Genomic DNA, 24,622 nt, shown 5'->3' on the forward strand with positions numbered 1-24,622 from the left:
TAATGAAAGAAATCACATTGAAAAATAGACTGTCAGTGATGATCATATTACGATACCATAGACCATAATGCCCCGTATCAACAAAATCATCTTTATGGATATTTGGACATTTTCTGGGAAAATTCAGACATTGTTTTGAGAAAAATTGAGTATTTCTAATTCTCATTCAAGGATGATAAATGATAAAAAATGAATTTCTTCGTATCTGGTCGATTGCAAAAAAAGAAATTATTCAAATCAAACGAGATTTTTTGATTTTCTCATGGTTGATTATCATCCCAGTGACGCAAATACTATTGTTTGGGGCGATTATAAACACCAATCCCAAAAACCTTCCAACCGTAGTGATTACCTCTGAGGATACTCCTTTAACCCGAACTTTATTAGAGGGTCTAAAAAACACGAATTATTTTTCAATTGAAACCATAACTGCGGATGAAAAAAAAGCCGCGCGCTTATTACTGAGTGGAAAGGTGCTTTTTGTGATTAATATTCCTCCCAATTTTACCCGGGATTTAATTCGTGGAAAGCACCCGCATGTATTGATCGAGGCTGATGCCTCAGACCCTGTAGCGGTTTCAAATGCGTTTCGTGCTGCATCTGAATTACCTTCTAAAGTTTTTGAACATGATTTACAGGGCCCACTGAGTTATTTAGCTTCCACGGATGCTCCATTCATTTTTGATATTCAAGCTAAATACAATCCTGAAAGTATTCCACAATACAATACCATACCTGGATTAATTGCTTTATTGATCTTTTCCACATTAACTGTTTTAACAGCGGTATCTATAAACTCAGAATTTGAACGAGGAACATTCGAGACCTTATTAATAACGCCTTTAACTCCAGTTAATATTATTTTTGGTAAGGTGATACCCTATTTTATTTTAGGGTATTTACTTTTATTTATATTGTTGGCAATCGCTTATTTTATTTTTTCCATTCCTTTTCATGGCAGCTTTTTCCTGTATTTATTACTTTTAGCCCCTTACTCTATTTCCAGCTTAGGAACAGGACTCGCCATCTCGGCTGTTACTCGAACACAATTTGCGGCTGTAGGTTTAACGAACGCCTATGGTCTGGTCGCAATTATGGTCTCGGGTTTTTTATTTCCATTTACTGGCGTACCACATTGGGCACAATCAATCAGTCAAACGATACCGCTGACGCATTTTTTAAGGATCACGCGAAACAGCATGTTAAAAGGTGCCGGTTGGGATATTTTATGGCCTGATACGTGGCCTATAATTTTATTTTCCATAGTTATTATTTTTTTTGGAATCGTACTTTTTAGAAGAACCTTAGACTAATTGATTATGATAATAATGTCGTGCTGATGAGAGAACAGATAGTTTATGAAACAGAACGCTGAAAATTATGAGGAGCTTATTTTACAGCATCCTCTTTTCTGTCTTCTCAATCGTTCAAATGCGCATCAATTAATTGGATATGCGAAACCTGAGCATGTTGAAGCGGATCAAGTTATTGTTGTTGAGGGTGAACCGATTGATTGTATTTTTTTAATTATTTCAGGAAGAGCAGAAGTAACAAGAGCTGTGCATGCGCAGGGAACAAGACAGTCTATGCGTATATCTGAATTAACAAAAGGCGATATTATAGGTTTATCCTCAGAGGGTTTTGTTTCTCAGACAGGTCTTCGAACGGCTACAGTGAAAGCACTTACCCCTATGCAATTACTAAAAATTAGTCTTTATGATTTTCTCAGTTTTTTGGAGCAGCCGGAGATAAAATATCCTAATTTGAAAAAGTTAAGTGAAGAATTTCTTTTAATTCAGTTTATTCGTGCTCATCATCTGTTTAGTAATTTTTCCCATGAGAAAATACAGACAATGGTGAAAACAGCAATAAATATTCAGGTTACTGCAGGTACCTATTTGTATAAAGAGGGGGATGCTGCTGATGCTTGTTATTATCTCCTCAAAGGTGAGGTTGTTCTTCTCAATAAAAAAGAGAGCAGTCTTAAGGTAATTAAAATAAATCAAATGTTTGGGGATGCAGAATTTATGAAGGATATCAAAAGAAATGAAGACGCGTTTGCAAAAATCGATAGTGAGTTATTAGTTATAGAAACAGAGCTTGTTAAAAAATTTATAACCATGCATCAACCATCTTTATTTCAAAAGCTTTTTTTGAAATTTTCGGGGAAGAAATAGGGTTTTTTATGGATAAAAGCAATTATATTATCGATGTAAGAAATTTAACTAAAAAATTCGAAAAATATCAGGCAGTTAGCAATCTTAATCTTAAAGTTGAATATGGTGATATATATGGCTTTCTTGGTCCCAATGGAGCTGGAAAAACAACTTCTATAAGAATGCTATGCGGTCTGATCATTCCTGATTCAGGTACTGGTGAGTGTGTTGGCTTTGACATCTTGACAGAATCTCGTCGGATCAAAGCACTTGTTGGATATATGTCGCAGAGTTTTGGTCTGTATAAAGATCTGACTGTCTATGAAAATATGCTCTTTTTCTCTGAGGTTTATGGTGTAGTTGATCGAAAGAATCAAATAGAAAAGTACTTGCACAAATTTGATTTAGAAAAATACAAAGATCAAATTTCAGGAACTTTATCTGGGGGGTGGAAACAACGCTTATCATTGGCTGTTTCTTTATTGCATGATCCCTTATTGTTATTATTAGATGAACCAACCGCTAATATTGATCCCAAGGCAAGACGAGAGTTTTGGGATTTGATGCATCAATTATCAAGAGAAGGAATTACCATTTTATTGAGTTCTCATAATTTAGATGAAGTAGATAAATGTAACAAAATTGCATACATGTGTTATGGACGAACCCTTATGTCGGGAACGATTGAAGAAATTTTAAACTCTGTAAATTTGACCACATGGGAAATAAAAGGCAAAAATATTGCGATGCTATCCCATCAATTAGAGTCTACCGAGGGAGTCGATCAAGTTTTACGATTTCATAATTCACTCCATGTAAGCAGTAAAAATAAGGAGGAATTGTCGAGAGCAATCCAGCCCTATATCGAAAGCGAGTGTTTTTATGGGAAAATAATTGATTCGACTTTAGATGATGTTTTTGTTTGGCTCTCTACGTATGGCGATCAGAGATTATAAATGATAAAAACAGATTTTTGTCGTGTCATATCGGTTGCTAAAAAGGAATTTATCCAGATCAAACGCAACATTTCTACGTTTATGTTCCTATTCTTAGTTCCTGTTCTGCAAATATTATTATTTGGTTTTATGATTAATACGAATCCCAAATTTTTACCAACGACCGTTATATCCTCTGAAATTAATTCATTTACCCGCACTTTATTGGAAGGTCTTAAACATACAGAATACTTTTCCTTAGATTCTATTGCCCGATCTGAAAAAGAGGCCGATAATTTATTGCTTAGCGGAAGAGGCCTTTTTGTTATTAATATACCGCCCAATTTTTCAAGGGATTTATTGAGAGGAAGAAAACCGCATGTGCTCATTGAAGCGGATGCCTCCGACCCAGTTGCAATTTCAAATGCATTTCGAGCAGCCGCCGCTCTCCCGGCTCAATTATTTGAACATGATCCGCGTGGTTCTCTTGCTTATCTTTCTTCACAACAGACCCCTTTTGAATTTGATATACATGCCAAGTTTAATCCTGAAGGGTTCTCACAATATAATATTGTTCCTGGATTAATTGCCGTATTGATGCTTACAACACTGACCCTTCTAACTGCGATGTCAATTACAGCTGAATATGAGGTAGGTACTTTCGAAACACTATTAATCACGCCACTGAGCGCAGCAAATATTATTTTGGGTAAAGTTATTCCACATTTTATAGTGGGTTATCTGATCTTATTTATGCTCTTATTTATTTCTTATTTTGTTTTCTCTGTGCCTTTTCATGGAAGTTTACTGCTGTATCTGGTCATCATGGCACCTTACTCTATTGGAAGTTTGGCAATGGGGTTAGCTATGTCCGCCTTCGCAAAAACCCAATTTCAAGCGGTTGCTTCAACTAATGCCTATATGTTAATTGTAATAATGATTTCGGGTTTTTTGTTTCCATTCAGCGGAATGCCAATGTGGGCGCAATACATAGGTCAATTGATCCCCTTAACGCACTTTTTAAGAATTACCCGCAATATAATGTTGAAGGGGGCGGATTTTAGCATTCTCTGGCCTGATATTTGGCCTATTCTACTCTTTATGGTTGTTATGGTTTTTTCAGCAATTTTACTTTTTAGAAAAACTTTGGATTAGGAATATTTTACTTTCAAAGCAAAATTTTTTCGTATAAAAAGTCTAGGGGGCAGTTTGAATCTTGGGGCTTAATTTTAACACAAGACTTTTAGTGAATAGGGCGTGAATACTTACTATAAATAAGAAATCCCCGTATGCACGGGGATCATTGATGTTCAGGAATTAGGTATTAATCTGCTTTTTTACCGGTTAACTTTTCTTTGATGCGTGCTGCACGACCAGCTAAGTTACGGAGGTAATAAAGTTTAGCACGACGCACATCACCACGTCTTTTTACGGTAATGCTATCAACAATAGGACTGTAAGTTTGGAACACACGCTCTACACCAACACCGTGAGAGATTTTACGAACAGTGAATGCAGAATTCAAACCGCGATTACGTTTTGCGATAACAACACCTTCAAATGCTTGTAAACGCTCACGGTTACCTTCAATTACTTTCACTTGAACCAAAACAGTATCACCTGGGTTGAAAACAGGGATCTCTTTACCTTGCATTTGCTCAGCATTCAGTTGGTCAATAATATTAGTCATGGACTACTCCTCAAATTGGTTCATCCTTTAGGAATCACCGTGTTCATACATAAACTCAGCAAGCAATTGCTTATCTGTTTCACTTAACTGTATTTTTTCAAGTAAATCTGGACGTTTAAGCCAAGTTTTACCCAGAGATTGCTTTCTTCGCCACAGTTCTATATCTCTGTGATTACCACCTATCAAAACGGGTGGCACCTCTAACCCGTCAACGGTTGCTGGTCGAGTATAATGAGGGCAATCCAGTAAACCATTCATAAAAGAATCTTGTTCTGCTGAACCAAGATGCCCTAGACTCCCTGGTATTAAACGAATTATTGCATCGATAAATACCGTAGCAGCCAGCTCACCGCCACTTAAAACAAAATCCCCGAGAGACCATTCTTCATCAACATATTGTTGAAGAATACGCTCATCAATTCCTTCATATCGCCCGGCAATAAACAGCAAGGGTTGTTTGTCACGTGCCACTTGATTTAAGTCATTTTGTCGAATTACCTTACCTTGAGGACTCAAGTAAACCGTTTTACAATGACTCGGCATTTGACTGCGCGCCTGCATAATTGCCCCTTTTAAGGGCTCATACATCATAACCATTCCCGGACCGCCACCATAAGGCTTATCATCGACTTGCCTATAGGGCCTGGAAGACCAATCTCTTGGGTTCCAGTAATCAATTTTGACTAATTTCTGTTCAATTGCTCTACCCGTAATGCCATAGTTTAACGCATTCAGTATTTCGGGTATTAAGCTGATTACTCCGAGATGAAGTACCACTTAAAAATCCATATCCCAATCAACAGTAATTAATTGCTGGTTGGTATCAATATCTAATATAAATTGGTCGAGTAAGTAAGGTATTAAGTGTCTTTTATTACCTTCTACAACCAAAACATCATTTGCACCTGTAGGAATTATTTCGGTGACAGTCCCAAAAGATTGACCTTTTTGGTTTATCACGTTCATTCCTATAAGTTGATGCCAATAATATTCACCAGGTTTTAGTGTTTCCAGTTGTTCCTGTTGAACTGCAATTTCTATATTAGTGAGGTGAGCTACTGACTCGCGTTCAGGATAACCTTCAATTTGGGCTATGATGGATTTAGTTTGCACTTCAGCACGCAATAATTTTATTGGCTGCCATTTATTGTTGATAAAGGCATGCCAATTTGTATACTTCAGCACATTATCTCGAGGCTCTGTAAAGGAGTGAACCGTAACAAAACCTTTAACACCATGTGGCCGCCCAAAACGGGCTATTACTATCCAGTTGTCCTGATTATTCACGTTATTAAGCAGCTTGGCCTTTTTTATTAAACTCTTTGACTAAAGCGCTTACGCGATCAGACAATTGTGCGCCTACTTTTTGCCATTGGCTTAATTTTTCTGCATCAATGTGCAAACGTACTTCTTGCCCACGTGCTACAGGGTTAAAATAACCGATACGCTCAATATAACTGCCATCGCGGCGTTTGCGACTGTCAGTAACGACCATATGATAAAACGGACGCTTTTTGGCGCCACCTCTTGATAAACGTATAACGACCATTGTTTTCCTCTACTTTAGAGTGGTTACGTAAAAATGCCGTGTATTGTACGAAAATTAATTCAGCATGTGAAGTAATTCTTGCGAATTATTTAAAATCATCGGGTAATATGCCTTTTAAACCGGCCATTCCACCAAGTCCACGCATCATTTTTTGCATTCCACCAGGTTTGGTAAATTTTTTCATCATTTTTTGCATTTGTTCAAATTGCTTCAATAACTTGTTCACATCCTGTATTTGTGTTCCCGATCCCAAAGCAATGCGTTTTTTGCGTGAACCCACAATAAGCTTGGGTATACGACGTTCTTTGGGTGTCATGGAGTTAATAATGGCAATGGTTTGCGCCATGGCTTTATCGCTAACTTGTTTCATTGCCTGTTGTGGCATCATTTGACTGACACCTGGTAGTTTGCTCATCATTCCAGAAATACCACCCATATTGTTCATTTGCAGAAGCTGTTGTTTAAAGTCTTCCAAATCAAAGCTTTTGCCCTTTTTCAGTTTTTTAGCAAGTTTTTCACTGGCTTGTTTGTCCGCTTTACGCTCAACTTCTTCAATCAGCGTGAGAATATCTCCCATGCCAAGAATTCTTGAGGCTATCCGCTCAGGATGAAACGGCTCCAACGCCTCTACTTTTTCACCACTTCCAATAAATTTAATCGGTTGGCCGGTAATTTGTTTTACAGAAAGAGCAGCTCCCCCTCGTGCATCACCATCGGTTTTGGTCAGAATGACCCCGGTTAGCGGCAGGGCTTCATGAAAAGCTTTTGCGGTATTTGCAGCATCTTGCCCGGTCATGCTGTCGACAACAAACAGGGTTTCAATTGGATTAATTTCTTTGTGCAGGCCTTTAATTTCAGCCATCATATCCGCATCAATATGCAAGCGGCCTGCTGTATCAATCAGCAAAACATCCATATATTGTTTTTTTGCGGCATCAAGCGATTTTTTTGCAATGGCAAGTGGCTGTTCATTGGCCTCTGCTGGAAAGAAGGTAACACCTATTTGATCGGCCAATACTTTAAGCTGTTGTATTGCTGCAGGTCGATAGACGTCGACGCTGGTTACCATTACTTTTTTATTCTCAGACTCTTTTAAATAACGAGCTAATTTCGCAGTACTGGTTGTTTTACCAGAGCCTTGCAATCCTGCCATTAAAAAAACTGCAGGTGGTTGGGTTTTAAAATTAAGCTCGGCACGCTCATCGCCCATGATATGGATTAATTCATCATGAACGATTTTAATAAAGGCTTGATCAGGATTTAATTCCGTTAAGACTTCTTGCCCTAATGCTTTTTGTTTTACTTGTTCAATAAATTCTTTAATAACAGGCAATGCAACATCTGCTTCAAGCAGTGAAAGCCTGACTTCGCGCAGGGCGTGTTGTACATTCTCTTCAGTTAATCGACCCTGTCCCCGTAAATTTTTAAAGGTGCGAGTCAAACGTTCGGTTAAGGTTTCAAACATAATGTAGTGCCCGAAAAAAATAGAAACTATAGCACAGAGAAGCCATGATATGAAACTGTTGGGAATATCGTCTCAACTTAAGGGGATGCAGCTCGGGTTGGAGCATGCCGTAATCCGCGATTAAGGCCACACTCCCCAAGCCGGCTAATATGGGCTCTATCTAAATATCAGTAGTGTCCACTTCTCTTGCGGGGACGAGTGATTTTGTGCATAAAGACAGGAAAAAAGGCAGAGATTTTCTGATTAAATCATGTTATTTTACAGTGCGTATTAAAAATTCGCGGGTTACCAAACAAAATTAAGGAACATTTTGTTTAATTATTACCCTATTATTAAGGGTTTCTTAAGCTAATTTCTATATAATTAAGCTTCTGCATGCCCAAAACTGCACTGAAGGAATGCGATGATCGATAAAAAACATTCACTGACAATTTTCAGTCTGACTATGATAACCGTTGGCTCTGTTGACAGCATACGCAATTTGCCTGCTACAGCCTTATTTGGTAGTCAATTAATCTTTTATTTTGTTTTGGGTGCTTTATTTTTTCTAATTCCCACCGCCTTGGTTTCAGCAGAGTTGGCTTCAGGATGGGCTCGTCAGGGGGGATTTATATCTGGGTAAAACAGGCTTTTGGTAAAAAAATGGGGTTCTTGGCCATTTGGTTGCAATGGATCGAAAATGTCATTTGGTATCCCACAATTTTATCTTTTGTCGCCGGAACTATTGGCTATTTAATCAATCCTGAGTTAACCAGCAATCCTGTTTTTCTATGGGCAATCATCGTCAGTTGTTTTTGGGGTGCTACGATTTTGAACCTGCGCGGAATGAAATCTTCTGCCGCATTCAGTAATTTGTGTTCTCTTGCGGGTTTATTGTTACCTATGTCATTAATTATTGGTCTTGGGGTTGTATGGATGACCCAAGGGAATCCCTTACAGATTCAATTTGATATTCCCAGTATCGTGCCTCATTTGTCTGATAAATCGATGTGGGTATCCTTAACCGCGATTATTATGTCCTTTTGTGGTATCGAGATTGCGACAGTCCATGCGAATGATGTCAACAACCCACAACATGCTTTTCCCAAGGTTTTAATCTATTCGGTAGGGATTATTTTAAGTACTTTAATTCTTGGATCCTTAGCCATTGCGATTGTTTTACCTGGAAAAGATATCAATTTAGTAGCGGGTATTATGCAAGCATTCGAGGCATTCTTTTCCAGCTATCAAATGTACTGGATGATGCCTGTAGTTGCTTTAATGCTGGTGCTGGGCGGTCTCGGTGGTGTGAGTAACTGGATCATTGCCCCCACAAAAGGATTATTGGTTGCTGCTGAGGATGGTAATTTGCCAGATTACTTCCAACGTACGAATGCAAAAGGTGCCCCAGTGGTGATGCTTTATACTCAGGCGAGCATTGTCACCGTCTTATCCGCCTTATTCTTATTTATGCCGAGTGTGAATGGCTCTTATTGGTTATTAACTGCTTTAGCAGCACAATTGTATATGTTGATGTATTTCATCATGTTTGCTGCAGCAATTAAATTGCGTTTTTCGGAGCCGCACCATCATCGACCTTTTGCAATCCCAGGCGGAATAGCAGGAATGTTATTTGTCGCAGGTATTGGCATCGTTGGGGTATGTGCTACCTTAGCGGTGAGTTTTATTCCGCCAGAAGGGATCAACGTTGGCGGTATTGTCCGTTATGAAATGACCTTAATTGGTGGCTTAATTTTAATGTGTTTACCCCCATTTATCAGTTCTTGGTCGCAAGAAAAAGCAGCAGTATTGGAGGCTGTTCCAGATTAACGATCCTTGCATACGTTTCTTGTCCTCAGTAAGAAGGGGCATTTATGGACCAAAGCATGATGGCCAAAGCAAATGGATAGACCAGCAGAATCTAATGAATTACTAAGCCAGTTAATGGCAAGGTTACCCGAATTGGAATGGAAAATTAGCGAGCTTGGTCCATTTTTTTCAGGTAAACGCTTGCCTAAAGGCCTATTCCGTCTTGATGCAGAAATCAGTGGTGCTGCATGTATTGCGGAAATTAAAGCAGACATCCACGCTTTAGGTAAGCAACAAAATAAACGCAGCGCGTTTTATTTGGCAGAACGAATCCGACAAAAAATTAATGTTTTGGTTGTCTTATGTCAAATGCATCAGGGTAAGAATAAACCAGAGGAAAAACCTTCATTTGGCATTAAGATGCTAAGTACTCGGCGGCAATGGATCAGTGATCTGGAGACGGAAGTCAAAACCTTGGAAGAACAACAGCAAGCAATGACTAAGGCTTTGGAACATCTGAGGCATAATCCCAATGCCAATGCGATTTTGCATTTAAAAGCAGAGTTAGGGGAAGTCGAGCGTCGCCTGACTTTAGCTAAAGAAACCCTCAATCGAGCGGTTTCTTAATCAATGAGAAATTGCCTGATATCAAGATTTAGGGCATAGACGCATGGATCCTGGCAAGCGTTGTCCAATTTCGTGCAGTGCCTTGTAGGCCAAGTTTTTTCTCTATCAATTGATGGGTTAATTTGGAACGGCCTATCCCATCAGGATAAGCCAAATAGAGACATTGATGACCACCAATGATTTGTTCTCGTCCCTGGATGCATTTGATGAGCGCTTCCAGGGCTGGAGATGAAGGATTCTTATCCACAACCATGACCAGCAAATGGCTTGGGTCGGAAATCGCCAGCGCAGAAAATGGGTTGTTGCGGATTATTTCAACGAGCGATTCTTTGCGGCGCACCAATACGGCAATGTCTAATTGCAATTGTTGATCAATAGCAGAGGCAATCTGCTGCTCAAGTTGTGTCTCCGACACGTGAGGCGTTGCCTCAAACACTATATTCCCGCTTTGCAGAATGGATTTTACTTGCTTGAAGCCCAGAGTCTCAAACAAAAGACACAAATCACGCATCGCAATTTTTTTGTGCCCACCCACATTGATCCCACGCAGCAATGCGACATATTTCATATTTTATCCCCTAAATCTTCAGCAAAGCGCAACATATAACCATCGGGATCTAAAATAATGAATTGGCGTTGGCCGATTTTAAGATCACCCGCTTGATACCATCGGTCTTCGATAGGCATAAAGAGGTTGATTTTATAGCGTTGAATGTGGCTGTATAATTGATCGACCGCAGTCGTTTTTATTTGTAAATTTATCCCCCGACCAAAAGGGACCTCGAGTGGGGCAGTTAACCATATTCGCCCCACTTGCTTTATTTCCTCCAACATCAAACGCGCTCCTTGACGCTCGAGCATCGCAAATTGTTCTTCGCTACGTTGATATTGAATATTAAATCCTAATATTTCGGTATAAAAAGACAAGCTAAGGTCTATATTAGAACAATATAACTCAGGTATAAGTGCTGTAGTCAATCGTGCGTTATTCATGGACTCAGATTGTATCGTGAAGGAATTTAAGCTAATAATTTACATTAAACGTCGATAAATAACAGCAGGCCAAGGTAGGTTTAGTCTTGATGCGTCAGGATTACTTTCCATGCCGATCAGCAGTCGAAATGTACCAAACAAAACATTGGGAGAAAATCATGCGATTTAAGGGAAAGACGGTGGTGGTTACTGGTGGAAGCAGTGGTATTGGTTTTGCTGTTGCAAAACGAATTACTGATGAAGGTGGGCGCGTGATCATCACCGGCCGCAATCAAACGAAACTGGAAGCTGCTGTAAAAACCCTTGGAAAAAAAGCGCACACCCTTGTTTCTGATGCCAGTCGCATCAGTGATATTGACGCCTTGTTTTCTTCAATTAAAAAAGAGGTGGGTCTTATTGATGGACTCTTTGCCAATGCAGGCACGGTACTCTTTGAACCGGTAGAAGCAGTGACGGAAGAGCATTTCGATTATCTCATGAATACCAATGTTAAAAGCGTCTTTTTTACCCTGCAAAAAGCAATTCCACATTTGGCGGAGGGTGCATCCATTGTGGTGAATTCTTCTGTTGCTGGAAGTACAGGTCGCGCAACCGCCTCAGTGTACAGTGCGACTAAAGCGGCAGTACGCTCCATGGCACGTACTTTTGCAGCCAGTCTTTTGGAGCGAAAAATTCGGGTCAATGCCGTCAGCCCAGGACCAATTGATACACCACTGTGGTTCGTCGAAGGGGGGCTTCCCGCAGATCAGGTGAATAAGGTTTTAGAAGATATCAAGGCTGCCAATCCGATGAAACGCTTTGGATCTGCAGAAGAAGTTGCTGCGGCTGTTGCTTTCTTGCTTGCCTCGGAGTCTTCTTATATTACAGGAAGTGAGCTTTTCGTTGATGGGGGAGTGACTCAACTTTAGAGGGTGTGCATCGTCATTGTCTTGAAAGGTATTGCTTTAGAAACCAGCCTTCCTTGGCTTATGTCCGATTTATAGAGTGGGGGTGTAGTGGGTTGACTCCTCCGGCATAAATCCGAATTTATTTTCTATGACATTCGTTCTATCTATAAATTGTTGCAACGTTGAGGCTATGTTAAACAACTCATCTTGATCTTGAGTTTTTGTTGTAGGGCTAGCTAAATTGCTGAAATCTTTATTTGCAAATAAAGATTCGTTAGAACGTTGTGTTTTTGCATTGATATCAGTAGCACCACCAAAAAATCTGTCCTGGAATCCAAGAGAGATCATGGAGTGAGTCAGAAGATTTAAATCAACATCGTCTAGTTTTTTCTTTTCATCAAGTGTTACTTGCTTGGATAGGCTGAGTTGTTTCTTAATATCCTCAAGAAACTCTTCGATTGGTTCTAATAATTCGTCTGGGTCCTGAATAATCTTTTTTGCTAACGCGTGGCTAAGTTTATTACGACTTTTTGCAACCTGCAGATTTGCTCCTTCAGCGAGTTGTAATGTACCATTAGTTTGCTCTAAGAGCATATCGGCAAAAAATTCATTGAGATCTGCTAATTTTGCTCTAATCTGTTTTAATTGTGGAAAATTAAGCGCGAACTTCTCTAAACACGCCAGAAAAGATTTTGTAGTTTGATAACAATTTTGAACTTTAACAAGAGGGTTTGATTTTATTGCATCAAAAGTTGGGTCGAACGCCGCAAAAGTACTTATATAATCAGTCAGATTTACTTTCAAAATGTACTCCAATTGGTTTTGTTTTAAATTGAAAAGCATTCCTTGCTGTATGTCCTTCAGAAGCTACCTAAATTTTTTAAATTGGCAAAAATCGCGCGATTGTAGCTTTTGAGTTAAAAAGAGTCAAAGCGAGGGTAATGACTATGTTTTTGATTTTTCTATTCTGGGAGGTTGCTGGAGTGGGTAAAGTAACCGCGCCATGCAAATAAAATTTCTGTTGGTTTATTTCAGCATAGTTTATAGAGAGCGGGATTTATTTTTCACGCTCAAGTTTTTGTATCGGGACGCAATTTCCAAAGTGCTAAGCCAGTGAGCAACCAGGTGGTCTATACTAACAGAAATAACATCCATTAAAGACTGAAGGAGATAGGACTATGGACAAAAAGGTGATTCAGGTACCTGAACTTCTTTCTTATGATAAGTATGGTTTTACACAATGTGTTCAATTCAATGATTTAATTTTTGTGACAGGACAAGCGGGAGAAGATAGGGACGGAAGATTGGTGGGTAAGGATATAGAGTCTCAAACCCGGCAATTATTCAAAAACATAGAATTTGCTTTACATGCTGCGAACTCCGATTTATCACAGATTCTGGCCATGACCTCCTATGTAGTTGATATAGAAAAAAATGGTTTAGCTTATTTTACTACCAGAAAAGAATGCATGCCCGTTTCTTCTTACACGAGCACATCAGTTGGAGTAGCGGCATTGGCTAATCCCGGACTTTTGGTTGAAGTCACCTGCATTGCAGCTGTGCATAACCATAAGACCTAGGGCATCAAAGTAAACGAGTTGGATAAACCATGGAAAAAAGACCTATTTTGATTCGTAATGGTTTGCTACTAGACAGAACGAACCCTTGGTTCATGCATCAAGTAGACATTTTAATTATCAACGACAAGATTAATGATATAGGGCCAAACATCGAAAAAAATGATGCAGAAATTATAGAAGCTCATGACATGATTATCATGCCAGGGTTGGTGAATGCACACATTCATGTATGGCAAGCAGGATTACACGGAGTGGCCGGAAATTGGAGCTTATCCGATTATTTTGAAAAAATGCTCGATACTCTTGGTTGTGAATTTACACCAGAAGATATGTATCTTGCCAACTTGTGTGGTGCTTTGGAACAACTGGATGCTGGAGTAACTTGCCTACTTGATTGGTGTAATAACATTAATGGACTTGATTATGCAGAGAGTGCTCTGAAAGGCTTGGAGGATTCTGGCATTCGAGCTGTATTTACTTATGGCACGCCTGGAATCGATGCTGCAAAGTGGTGGTTTAACAGTTCTGAAAGGCATTCCCATGATGCGGTTGAGTTTTTAAAGAAACACCATTCTCAAGCTGAGGGGCGAATACAAATGGGACTTGCTTTGCGAGGACCAGATTTCACAACGAATGAAGTATTTGTTAGCGATATTCAATTAGCCCGAGACTTGAATGTTTTAGCGAGCATGCATATCGGTGTAGGCTTGGCAAAATTAGGCGTGAAAAAGATACATGAGGCGGGCTTGTTAGATAGCCGAATTAACTTTGTGCATGGTAATAATCTGACATTGGAAGAATATCAAATGATCGCTGATCATGGTGCATCACTTAGCATAACACCTGAAGTTGAAATGCAAATGGGACATGGTTTTCCAGCAACTGGGAAATTGTTGCAAGCTGGTGGAGAGCCGGCTTTGGGAACAGATATTCCATCAAATATTTCTGGAAATTTATTCGCACAACTACGCTTTGCCCTGCAAACACAGCGCGCGCTTGATAATCAGACCCTATTAGACTCAGGTTCTGGAGTCAACGGTATTGGTCTCTCTTGTGATCAAGCTTTAGAGTGGATCACGATTAATAGTGCAAAGGCTCTCCATTTGGATAAATTAATCGGTAAGATAGCTAAAGACATGAAGGCTGATTTGATACTTATTAATCTTAAAGATATAAATCTTTGGCCAGTGCACAATCCTCTTCAGTCAATTCTTTTTTATGCTGAGAGGCACAATGTTGATACAGTGATCGTTGATGGCAAGATTGCAAAGCGTCAAGGAAAATTAGTTTATCCTGGTCTAAACAAGCTGAAAGAAAAACTAGTTGAATCAAGTACCCGCATAGTCAGGAATGCCAAATTACTTGGGAATAATTGAACAGCATGAAAGATAATACTCTTCAAATCTCCGCATTCAAAGATATTGTATTTTTTATCTTAGAGCCTGTTAAAAATAATCTGGGAATCCATGTAAATTACGTTAAAAATGCTGAGGAAGCGCATCATGATTTGAGGGATCACAGGTCAGACATCGTATTCATGTCTTATGACGATACTTTATCTATGGCACTTCAAGACAAATACACGGATATTGCGGCAATAATGCCTGTTCATGGAGGAATTTTAGATTTATGCGGAACTATAGATTTAAAAAAAGATGTGATTATCACCGGTATTGACACTCCTACAGGATATGCACGGCTTTTAAAATCATATTTAAAGCATATTTATCCTCAAGATTTTGATAAATTTGATTGGGTTTTAGCTGGTGCTACGAACATTCGCTTTGAAAAACTAAAAGAATGTTCATTAGATATTACCTTACTTAATCCTCCATTCTCATATGATCCAATCATAACTAAGATAATGAATATGTACGATTTTATTTCTGAATATCAAGGGGTTGTCATGAATGTGAATCAATCCAACCTCCAGGATCCATCTCAGCGGGTAAAAATAAAAAATTTTATTCATAATTTCCATCTGAGAATTACAGGACTGAAAAACGATTCAGAAAAATCAATCTCAGAACTTGCTTCATTCTATAGAATCTCCCTAAGCGAAGCGAAGTTAATCTATGCACGATTATGGCAACCCGATGGACTCAGCCAAACGAGTCGTTTTGAGGAAATGAGGCTAGTCCATACAGAAAATATTTTTAGTCAGGATACTGGAATTAAAATTCCGGCTAAACGAACGTGGCTTTATTGAAATCTCGAGCTACGTTTGAGATTAAGTGAACAACACATATGCACATATGGGGTCAGGCCTTGAATTGTGAATTTTCAATTATAAGTTCATTCATAATTCAAGGCCTGACGTTCAAACTCTAGACATTCCCTCGCGGATGGTGATTTCCGGCTCGTAACGCAGTACTGTCTTAGCGCGACTTATGTCCAGCGAAAATGGGTAGCCAATCAGCCGGACCAACTCTCGCGTCAGCGGCGGATCTCCAGGCAACCAACCGGTAGCCCAAAGCTTTTCTATTCCTCTACCCATCCACCAGGCAACCGGAGCAGGTACCGACATCCGTGGTGCCTCCAGCCCACTCGCATGCAGGCGTTGCGTTAGGAATTCGCGGAATGTGATTTCTTCGTCATCTGTCAAGAAGAACGCTCCGCTCACCTCGGAGCGCAATGCGAGCGCTATAGCGTGGCACAGGTTTTGAACATGACAGGTGGCATAGGGGTACTCCCCTCGATTGATCCACGCAAACTGTCGTTTACGGACTCGGTCGCCCAAGTCACCATCGACCGTATCGCCGGGCCCCCAAATGAGAGGCGGACGCAAAGCCACCGTACTGAAACCATCGGAATGTGCGGCTAAAACATGCGACTCGGAGATTGCCTTAGTTGTTGAGTAAGGCAGATGGCGCAACTCGGTCAATGGCCAAGACTCATCGGCATGGGCAATCGGCTTCGCCTCCTGCATAACCACGGAAGCGGCACTAACGTGTACAAAGCGCTTGATGCTGCATGCTTTCGCTGCATTAAGCACTTGATCCGTCAAGGTCACGTTGTTGACTTCGAAGTCCTCCCACGACCCCCACATCTTCAGGTGCGCAGCAATATGAACGGCAGCATCACACCCAGCCATTGCTTGCTTAAGTGCGGCCGGATCTGCATATTCGAGGACAGTCGACGATGCTCCAAGTGCGCGCAGCCGTTTACAGGCCACCTCAAGCCTAGCGGGCGCGACCACCGAATGCCCATCTGCCAGTAACCGCTTGATGCTATGCCCACCCACAAACCCAGTGCCGCCTGTGACAAAGACTTTCATACACTACTCCTGTAAAGGATTGCAATAAACACCTATGGGGTCAGGCCTTGAATAATGAATCAACTTATAATTGAAAATTCATAATTCAAGGCCTGACCCTCTAACTCCGATTAGCTGGATAAATCATGATAATTTTTGAACTATAATTTGGTGTAATATTAGATAAAGGATGACTAATGAATCAATATAAGTTATGCATTACTGATCCAGAATTAATGGCTTTAGTAAAAAAATACAAAGAATAAACACATATGGAGTCAGGATCAGGCCTTGAATTATGAATCAACTTCTATTTGAAAATTCACAATTCAAGGCCTGACCCTCTAACTCCTTTAATAAATAGATGTTAAAATTTTGTTCTTTACTGGCTAACAATAGACCACCATGAAATCTAAAGATGAAAATATTTCTCTCAAAAGAAAAGCAAGCGCAATAGAACAAGTCCAATTAGATGGGCCGAGAAGCCTAGAGGTAGATGGGATAATGGAAATAGGGAAAGAAGAATTCTATCAGCAAAAAGCGCCTAAAAGGCAAAAAGAGATCACTGATAACAGCTCTAATGAATTGCTACCCCCTACAATCATGGAAGAGCTACTGAAATTGATGTTTTCTCAACCGGAAGTTTTAACACCCCAACCACTGAATCCTAATTTATATTCATCCATATTTTCCCCACTTAATGAGCCACAACAAAAAGAGGTTATGACTCAAACAGTGGAGGGGAATAATGAAGGGGTACAGATCCTTACTATTGATGATGAAGACAAGGGAAGAGAGAAAGAGTTGGTGACAGACGACAACCGTTTTTCTACAACTACTCCTGCACAAAGTCACAGACCAATATTCTATCTTGATGATATTAATTCCATTCAAGAGCTAGAGAATTCAATTCACTTATCAGTCAATGGTTCCCAGGTTAACTTTCAATACAAAAGTGGCAAAAAAGACCAACCCGATCTGGTTTACATTGCTCCTCTGAATCTCATTTCATCACAGCAAATTCACTATGGTGTTTACGCCAGGCGTTTCATCAAAAAGGGAACTGTTTTATTCGAGTACACTGGTGAAAAAGTTTCCGATGAGGAAAATCAGGATGAAAAGAAAGACAGAGATTATTTTATGTTTTTGAAAAACAGAAACAAAATACTTGATGCAAAATACCAGGGAAATGTTTCTCGTTTTATTAATGCTTCAACCATTCAGGAAAATGTCGAATTTATAGAAAAGAAAAAGAGAATGTTGGTCGTTGCCGCCAGAGATATTTATGAAGATGAGCAATTATTAGTTGATTATGGTAAAGATTATTATTTTTGCTTTAAACCTCTCTTTTTACACCCTTCGGATAATTTTAGATGTGCTCAGGAAATTTTTGAAGAGTATCAGGATAACTATCATCCTGTTCCTTACAATTTTGCAAACTGTACATATGATCTTAGCCCCTTAGGTATTACCAAAGAAGATACTGCTTTTCTACCTAAACCTGTTTACGAAATGCTACAAAATAGAAATATCAGAAAATATGATTCTATTTCTCATTTGCCGTTACCAATTTTAAAAGTAAAAGATGGGCAATTCATGCCGCTGTGGCAGCAGGAGCGTATCACTTTACTTTTGATGGCCGCTTTTCTGGGTAACGTAACTGTATTGAAGAAATTACTCCAGAATCCTAAAATGGATACAACGATTCAGCAAGCAATGTCGGGCCGTACCGCATTACATCTTGCTTGCTTGGGTACCTCCCTAGATAGAACACCTCGAGACATAAAAAATCGATTAGCTGCTATAGATCTGCTTTTAGAAAAACCGGGCTTAGATTTCAAAGATAGGAATCATAGAACGCCTATTTTTACATTGATTGATAATGGTTCCCCCAATTATTTAAAGCATCTACTGCAGAAAATTAAACCTTCTGTTACTAATTTCCAACGTCATAAAAAAAATCAGCTTGACCCATTTTTCTATGCATTAAAAAAGAATAAAAAAGATCATGCTTCAGTTATTATTGATTATATGGATAGCATTGGAAAATTATCTAAATATGCTGAGCACATAAAAGAGTTTGTGCGTAAAGCGCTAATATTTAATAATGGTCGCTGTGATCTCAAATTAATCGCAGCGTGTAATGAAGTGCTTGAAAAAAAAGGCATCCCTGGGATAGTTGTTAAAATGCCAAACCTTTTCAAACCTCTAGTATCAATACCTAATGACCAGAATATGATTTGTCGAGGAAATTCTCAATCTAATTTGCCGCTATAGGATACCTAATCCAGATAGGAAGTGGTTTGACAGACACAACACGGGGACGGTCCGCACATATGGGGTCAGGCCTTGAATTATGAATCAACTTATAATTGAAAATTCACAATTCAAGGCCTGACCCTCTAACTCTTCATTGTGGATTTAGCTCCAGAGAAGAAAGCATAGGCAATCCTTGGTACAAATTATTCAAATCCACCTCTATTAAACCCTCTGTAGAAAATAACAATGAGGTCATGAAAAAACAGCAATATAAAATAGTAGAGGAACATGCCAACCTTAATGATGACAAGCCACTTCATACTCTTTCTATTAAAATGCCATGGTATAGCAATGAGAACGAAGTAATTGGATTATTTGGCTGTACGATTGTTTTAGGCAATCAACCTCTAGCTGATTCATTATTACAGCTCACCAAACTAAATCTTTTGAGCAGTAGTTCTTTTCCACATTTACCTAAAGGTGCACACATATGGGGTCAGGCCTTGAATTGTGAATCAACTTATAATTAAAAATTCACAATTCAAGGCCTGACCCTCTAACTCGCGAGAGAAAAAGCTTTAACAAAACAGTGTATTCAATCCCTATTTTTAAATGATGTTAAAAGCGATGGGTAAGAAAATTTGATATAAAAATAACTATAATTGTATAAATTTTACAAAAATAAAATTATAAATATGCTATATATTTAAAATAAATACATATTGAATTGGTTTTTTGCTCATGAGGTCAAAGAGTGATAATAATGTAGCATTTGTATCCGGTGGCGGGGACACTTATACTTCTGTCACTTTAAGTCATTACAAAGAAAACAAGAAAAATATAGAGTTTTGTCAACAATTTGTTGATACCCGAGGAAAGGAATTTGATTCAACTTATGAATATACTTTAGATTCGAAAGCGATGGACGAAACTGTTGCTAAATTTATAAGTAACCCGCCGGTTAAAAAAGCAAACGAGCCTTTAAAAGAAGCTGAAGATTTAAAAAAATCCTCCTTTATCATTGGCGAAGCCCATCAGCATATTAGTTCTAAACGATTTTTAATTGAAAACATGAAGATGTTAAAAAAAGAAGGCTTTGAAATTTTATTTATGGAACATTTTTTTTATGATACCGATCAAAATGATTTAGATAAATTTTTTCAAACAAAAGATGCTCCTTTATCAGGTACACTTCAAGCAAGATTAAGGGAAATGGAAAGACATCAGCTGATCATAGGTGAAGAAGTGGTAAAGTATAGTTTCACCGATGTTTTATATGCAGCGCGTGAGGCCGGTATAAGAGTTGTTGGAATTGATGTTAGCACGACTTATAAAGCACAAAAGATTGGCTATAACAATGAACAATTAGATGATAAAAGACAGAGATACATGAACTATACTGCTCATGAAATTATAAAAAAGGAAGCTGGCTCAGGGGAAAAGTGGTGTGCACTGATGGGCAACACACATGTTCATTCTTTTAAAGATGTTCCTGGTGTCGCAGAATTGACAGGTGCTAGAAGCGTGCAAATATTTGATACAGGAACTCATAATAAAAAAAGTGAAGTGACTTTAAATTCAAGTTATAAAGTAGGCGACGTTGAATTAAAAGGTGATTTAGTCATTACACAAAATCCTAAAGAGAGCACATTTAAAATTTTATTTCAAAAAGAATATGAAGAATCTATTAAAATTCAAAACTATTTAACTGGTTTAAAAAATAGTTTTAAAAAACAACATTGGAAAGATTTATTTAATGGAAATCCAGAAGACCCCAAACGTAAAAAAAAGGATGATCCTAAATACAAAGCAATCAGAGATTTAAAAGAAAAGATAGAAGATGCCAAGGATATGAAAACACTAGAGGAAGTTCAAAAATATTTAAGTCAACCGATTGCTAATGTGATAAAAACATCCAAGGATCAACAAGTTCATGATTTTATTCTTTTTAAGAAGGCGTTTAGAACTAGTCAAGTAGCTGACGATTTAGAAGAATTTTTAAAAAATACGCCTAAGCCTTAATTATCTTATAAATCCAATCCTAGCACACACATATGGGGTCAGGCCTTGAATTGTGAATCAACTTATAATTAAAAATTCACAATTCAAGGCCTGACCCTCTAATTCTGCGAGTCTTTGGAAACGAAAAAATTGCTTTCAACGCAGTTAGCTCTGAGCCAATTGGTACCACTGTGTTTCGTATGGGTATCAAGTACATAAGGTTCTAGAGGATCTCGAGATATCCAATCGACTATTTAAATAATAAATCTTGAAAGAAAAATCGGTTTAATAATCTTTATCTTAAACTTGAGTAATCAATATGATATGCTTGAGTTAAGTTTAAACTTGAAGGGAGTTAAGCCATGAGCATCGTAAAACTTCTAGAACAATTAGCTAGTACAGTGCATCATAAAGTCAATCTTGATATATTATTAAAAGATGAACCTTCTACAATTCAAAAAGCATTCTTTTATAATGATGCTGCATATTTTAAAAAAAATTTAAATGAGGATATAGCATTAGCTGATCGAACTACAATTTTTGAAATTTAAATTAATGTATGATATGTCTCATAAAGCTTCATTGATCGTTGTTGGTTGCGGTATTAAATTTTTTGCTCATCTTACGAATGAAGTAATAGCATATATCAAACAATCTGATATTGTACTTTACTTGGTGAATGATCCTATTCTAAAATTGTGGATTCAACAGCAAAATCAATATACAGAGTCATTAGATCAATTATATTTTTCATGCCCAAATCGCGCCGATTCTTATTGCCTGATAACAGATTATGTTTTAGAGCATTTATATCAAAATAAGCATATATGCTTTGTTCTTTATGGACATCCCAGTGTTTATGCTAAACCTGGTTTAGATGCTGTAAAAAAAGCAAAGAAAGAAGGATATTATGCAAAAATCCTACCTGCAATTTCAGCTGAAGCTTGTCTTTTTGCAGATTTATTAATCGATCCTGGCTCATCAGGTTCTCAATCATTTGAAGCTAGTGATTTTTTGATTCATCAACGGCAAGTTGATATAAGTTCTCATTTAATTCTCTGGCAAATTAACGCTATAGGAATTCTAAATCATGAAACAACAAACAATAAGAAAATAGGAATTTTGTTACTATTAGATTATTTAATAAAATATTATAAAGTTACAGATGAGATTATTATTTATGAAGCAGCGCAATATCCTGGATTTGAACCTACCATCAAACAAACTCAGTTAAAATATTTGCCTGATATTCAATTATCAAATCTTTCAACTCTATATATACCACCTACTAAAATTGCTGCTTGTGATCAAGCCACTTTAAAAGCTCTTGAACTCGCATAAAAATGTACAACTATTTTATCACTTTCATCAAAGATTATTCTGAAAACTATTTAGGACTACCCAAGTTTTGTTGGCAGAAAATAAGCTTAATTTGTATCAATGCATCTACTATTGGCATTTGTTTTTTTCTATCTTTGTATTTTGTGAATGAACAACAATTGGGCATTCCAACAGCTGGACTACTAATTTCTTCTTATGGTTTAGGTACTGTGATTGGTGGTTTCGTGGGGGGGAAACTCTCAGACAAAATTACACCGTATTTTGTTTCAATCATCAGTCTTTGCATCCAATCTGCATGTTTTTTCTTTTTAATGTATCTGCATTCTTTTCCGACTTTACTGATTGATCAGTTCTTTCTTGGCTTATCTGCCTATGGCTTTAAAACATCAAATAACATGAGTTTGCTAAGTTTATGTGCTAATGACTTCGATTTACGCTATAGAACCATCAGTATCTCTCATGTAGCATCAAATTTAGGACTTGGGTTATCAGGTATTTTTATTGCTGGAGTTGGAACATATGGATTTTTTATTATTTTTGGCTTATCAAGTTTAATTTTATTTGTTTCAGCAATTTATCTTGTACTACAAGGCAATATAACAAATCTCATAGCCCAAAAAGACACTGTAGAACACCATTCAAATCAAATAAAAAAGTCAGCAAAAATTAATATATTAATTCTTTCCTGCGTTTTTCTTGTAGGGCTTATCATTGCGCAGTTGAGTTCTACTTATCCACTATATGTTCAAGACTCATTTCCCAAATTAAAGGAATTAGCTGTTAGTATTTTATTTCTTTTAGATACCACTTTAATTGTGCTATTCCAAGCGCCACTGACTGTATTAGTGAGTAAACAAAATAAGCTGCTAATTACTGGGCTAGGTGCTTTATTTATGGGCGTAGGAATGTTAATTCTGAGTTTTTCATTCATATTTGCATTTGCTATTCTATCTTGTATTGTTTGGACAATGGGCGAAATGCTCTTTATATCTACTGCTCAACTGATTTGTTATGAAAACAGTGATAGTAAGAGAAAAGGGCAAACTTTAGGGCTTTTTCAATCTACCTTTGCTGTTAGTAACGTAGTTGGCCCTTCTCTTGGAAGCTTCATTTATCAATATTGTAGTGGAAATATATTATGGTATTGCAGCACAATCATTGGCGTATTTTGCTTCCTGCTTTGTTGGTATTTTAGCCGTTTTAATGCTAACACAGCCTCGTAAAAACGAAGCATCTGCAGCAAAGATTGCTCCCTGTTGTTCTTTTGCAAATTGAGAGTTATTGAATCGGCTATCAATATTTAATATTTCAAGGGAACTTTGCATGACGTTGTGTATGTCTTGTGTGTTATGAAAGTAGCTAAACTCAACTGATTTTGCAATTTTTCCAATAATGGTATCAGAAGACAAAGCATTATTTTTTGACAACTCTTGGATAAAAACACTCATTATATGCTCTAATTCACGCACCTATGGGGTCAGGCCTTGAATTATGAATCAACTTATAATTGAAAATTCACAATTCAAGGCCTGACCCTCTGACTCTTACAACTTGGTATTTCCTGTTTTCGAATTTTCATTAATTCCATATTTTCTGTAGAGTTTTTTGTAGCCGTTTATAACGAATGGACTAATGATTTAGTGAAAATCGATAGTGTAATGGAGTTTATAAAAGCGCAATGGGGTCAGACTCGATTGATTATTTCAGAATTTATTTAGATACCGCACAAGTTGGCAAGCCAAGCCTGGCTTTTGCGGCTAATTGATATAGAGCATTTTATGAATTTATTTTATTGCATCATCAATTTTATTGAGTAGGGCGTCATTATCTAATTCTTCGCCATAATTTTTTCCGGGACGTGTAAGTACATTTGATGATATAAAAGAAACAAGCAATTTTATTTAATTTCTAATTTTGGTGGAAAATAGGCTGTAGATAATGCTATTAATCCTTTTCCTCAATCAAATTAAATTCATTTATAGGGTTACATGCTTTTCTGAATCCGCGAGGTTTGTTCGCCCTCATTCACAACCTGGGGTATGTTGTAGTCGAAGATGGTGCTGCAAAAGATCGATTTAAAAACTAATAAATTGGA

General features: G+C 37.9%; 24 protein-coding genes and 1 pseudogene. 16 read left to right on the forward strand and 9 right to left on the reverse strand.

What is annotated here, in order from left to right:
* Positions 1 to 179: 179 nt before the first annotated feature.
* From EL022_RS05700 to EL022_RS05715, 4 genes are read left to right on the forward strand one after another with little or no spacing between them, the layout of a single operon-like run.
* Positions 180 to 1,313, forward strand: coding sequence for an ABC transporter permease (locus EL022_RS05700; RefSeq protein WP_028381316.1), 1,134 nt, complete (start codon positions 180 to 182; stop codon positions 1,311 to 1,313).
* Between the two features lie 45 nt (positions 1,314 to 1,358).
* A complete protein-coding gene (locus EL022_RS05705) occupies positions 1,359 to 2,177 on the forward strand; it encodes a cyclic nucleotide-binding domain-containing protein (protein WP_035900877.1) in 819 nt (272 codons plus the stop codon).
* 8 nt (positions 2,178 to 2,185) lie between these two features.
* Positions 2,186 to 3,112: an ABC transporter ATP-binding protein gene (locus EL022_RS05710; RefSeq protein WP_028381315.1), complete on the forward strand. Its 927-nt coding sequence runs from the start codon at positions 2,186 to 2,188 to the stop codon at positions 3,110 to 3,112.
* Positions 3,113 to 4,246 carry an ABC transporter permease gene (locus tag EL022_RS05715; RefSeq protein WP_028381314.1) on the forward strand — a complete coding sequence of 378 codons (1,134 nt, stop codon included), beginning with the start codon at positions 3,113 to 3,115 and terminating at the stop codon, positions 4,244 to 4,246.
* A 169-nt stretch (positions 4,247 to 4,415) separates the two neighbouring features.
* Here EL022_RS05715 and rplS read toward each other — a convergent pair whose 3' ends face one another.
* From rplS to ffh, 5 genes are all read right to left on the reverse strand, one after another.
* Entirely contained in the window at positions 4,416 to 4,781 is a 366-nt protein-coding gene (rplS, locus tag EL022_RS05720) for a 50S ribosomal protein L19 (protein ID WP_028381313.1), read from the reverse strand.
* 27 nt (positions 4,782 to 4,808) lie between these two features.
* The gene (trmD, locus tag EL022_RS05725) at positions 4,809 to 5,558 is read right to left on the reverse strand and encodes a tRNA (guanosine(37)-N1)-methyltransferase TrmD (RefSeq protein ID WP_028381312.1); all 750 of its coding nucleotides are present in this window, start codon (positions 5,556 to 5,558) and stop codon (positions 4,809 to 4,811) included.
* The gene (gene rimM, locus EL022_RS05730) at positions 5,559 to 6,068 is read right to left on the reverse strand and encodes a ribosome maturation factor RimM (RefSeq protein WP_028381311.1); all 510 of its coding nucleotides are present in this window, start codon (positions 6,066 to 6,068) and stop codon (positions 5,559 to 5,561) included. It lies immediately after the preceding gene.
* A gap of 4 nt (positions 6,069 to 6,072) precedes the next feature.
* Positions 6,073 to 6,330, reverse strand: a complete 258-nt coding sequence (rpsP, locus tag EL022_RS05735; RefSeq protein WP_028381310.1) for a 30S ribosomal protein S16 — start codon at positions 6,328 to 6,330, stop codon at positions 6,073 to 6,075.
* An 85-nt stretch (positions 6,331 to 6,415) separates the two neighbouring features.
* Complete coding sequence (ffh, locus tag EL022_RS05740) at positions 6,416 to 7,795, reverse strand: signal recognition particle protein (protein WP_028381309.1); 1,380 nt, start codon at positions 7,793 to 7,795, stop codon at positions 6,416 to 6,418.
* 445 nt (positions 7,796 to 8,240) lie between these two features.
* On the opposite strand from ffh, the pseudogene EL022_RS05745 reads away from it, so the two are divergent.
* Positions 8,241 to 9,604: pseudogene (locus EL022_RS05745) on the forward strand (APC family permease).
* Between the two features lie 72 nt (positions 9,605 to 9,676).
* Positions 9,677 to 10,210, forward strand: a complete 534-nt coding sequence (locus tag EL022_RS05750; protein WP_028381307.1) for a hypothetical protein — start codon at positions 9,677 to 9,679, stop codon at positions 10,208 to 10,210.
* Between the two features lie 28 nt (positions 10,211 to 10,238).
* Here the strand turns inward: EL022_RS05750 and EL022_RS05755 are convergent, their stop codons facing one another.
* Positions 10,239 to 10,778: a DUF1697 domain-containing protein gene (locus EL022_RS05755; protein WP_028381306.1), complete on the reverse strand. Its 540-nt coding sequence runs from the start codon at positions 10,776 to 10,778 to the stop codon at positions 10,239 to 10,241.
* A complete protein-coding gene (locus EL022_RS05760) occupies positions 10,775 to 11,203 on the reverse strand; it encodes a bleomycin resistance protein (RefSeq protein WP_028381305.1) in 429 nt (142 codons plus the stop codon). Before EL022_RS05760 ends, EL022_RS05755 begins: the two co-directional genes overlap by 4 nt.
* A 158-nt stretch (positions 11,204 to 11,361) precedes the next feature.
* On the opposite strand from EL022_RS05760, the gene EL022_RS05765 reads away from it, so the two are divergent.
* Entirely contained in the window at positions 11,362 to 12,111 is a 750-nt protein-coding gene (locus tag EL022_RS05765) for an SDR family oxidoreductase (protein WP_051544463.1), read from the forward strand.
* Positions 12,112 to 12,180: 69 nt separating this feature from the next.
* Here EL022_RS05765 and EL022_RS05770 read toward each other — a convergent pair whose 3' ends face one another.
* On the reverse strand, positions 12,181 to 12,894 hold the full coding sequence (locus tag EL022_RS05770) for a hypothetical protein (RefSeq protein WP_126325115.1): 714 nt from the start codon (positions 12,892 to 12,894) through the stop codon (positions 12,181 to 12,183).
* 374 nt (positions 12,895 to 13,268) lie between these two features.
* On the opposite strand from EL022_RS05770, the gene EL022_RS05775 reads away from it, so the two are divergent.
* Genes EL022_RS05775 through EL022_RS05785 form a run of 3 tightly spaced genes read left to right on the forward strand, consistent with a single transcriptional unit; the run spans position 13,269 to position 15,879 of the window.
* The gene (locus tag EL022_RS05775) at positions 13,269 to 13,670 is read left to right on the forward strand and encodes a RidA family protein (protein ID WP_028381302.1); all 402 of its coding nucleotides are present in this window, start codon (positions 13,269 to 13,271) and stop codon (positions 13,668 to 13,670) included.
* Between the two features lie 29 nt (positions 13,671 to 13,699).
* A complete protein-coding gene (locus EL022_RS05780) occupies positions 13,700 to 15,046 on the forward strand; it encodes an amidohydrolase family protein (protein WP_028381301.1) in 1,347 nt (448 codons plus the stop codon).
* 5 nt (positions 15,047 to 15,051) lie between these two features.
* Positions 15,052 to 15,879: a hypothetical protein gene (locus tag EL022_RS05785; protein WP_028381300.1), complete on the forward strand. Its 828-nt coding sequence runs from the start codon at positions 15,052 to 15,054 to the stop codon at positions 15,877 to 15,879.
* 111 nt (positions 15,880 to 15,990) lie between these two features.
* Here EL022_RS05785 and EL022_RS05790 read toward each other — a convergent pair whose 3' ends face one another.
* Positions 15,991 to 16,947: an NAD-dependent epimerase/dehydratase family protein gene (locus EL022_RS05790; RefSeq protein WP_028381299.1), complete on the reverse strand. Its 957-nt coding sequence runs from the start codon at positions 16,945 to 16,947 to the stop codon at positions 15,991 to 15,993.
* Between the two features lie 384 nt (positions 16,948 to 17,331).
* On the opposite strand from EL022_RS05790, the gene EL022_RS05795 reads away from it, so the two are divergent.
* From EL022_RS05795 to EL022_RS05820, 6 genes are all read left to right on the forward strand, one after another.
* A complete protein-coding gene (locus EL022_RS05795) occupies positions 17,332 to 19,203 on the forward strand; it encodes an SET domain-containing protein-lysine N-methyltransferase (RefSeq protein ID WP_028381298.1) in 1,872 nt (623 codons plus the stop codon).
* 236 nt (positions 19,204 to 19,439) lie between these two features.
* On the forward strand, positions 19,440 to 19,715 hold the full coding sequence (locus EL022_RS05800; RefSeq protein WP_028381297.1) for a hypothetical protein: 276 nt from the start codon (positions 19,440 to 19,442) through the stop codon (positions 19,713 to 19,715).
* Positions 19,716 to 19,926: 211 nt separating this feature from the next.
* Positions 19,927 to 21,207 (forward strand): membrane-targeted effector domain-containing toxin, encoded by a 1,281-nt coding sequence (locus tag EL022_RS05805; RefSeq protein WP_028381296.1) that lies wholly within the window; start codon positions 19,927 to 19,929, stop codon positions 21,205 to 21,207.
* Positions 21,208 to 21,548: 341 nt separating this feature from the next.
* Complete coding sequence (locus tag EL022_RS05810; protein WP_028381295.1) at positions 21,549 to 21,737, forward strand: hypothetical protein; 189 nt, start codon at positions 21,549 to 21,551, stop codon at positions 21,735 to 21,737.
* Positions 21,738 to 21,750: 13 nt separating this feature from the next.
* Positions 21,751 to 22,527, forward strand: coding sequence for an SAM-dependent methyltransferase (locus tag EL022_RS05815; protein ID WP_035900932.1), 777 nt, complete (start codon positions 21,751 to 21,753; stop codon positions 22,525 to 22,527).
* Between the two features lie 2 nt (positions 22,528 to 22,529).
* Entirely contained in the window at positions 22,530 to 23,750 is a 1,221-nt protein-coding gene (locus EL022_RS05820) for an MFS transporter (RefSeq protein WP_028381293.1), read from the forward strand.
* Positions 23,751 to 24,622 lie beyond the last annotated feature (872 nt).

Source organism: Legionella cherrii (assembly GCF_900635815.1).
In the GTDB taxonomy this organism is placed as follows: Bacteria; Pseudomonadota; Gammaproteobacteria; order Legionellales; family Legionellaceae; genus Legionella; species Legionella cherrii.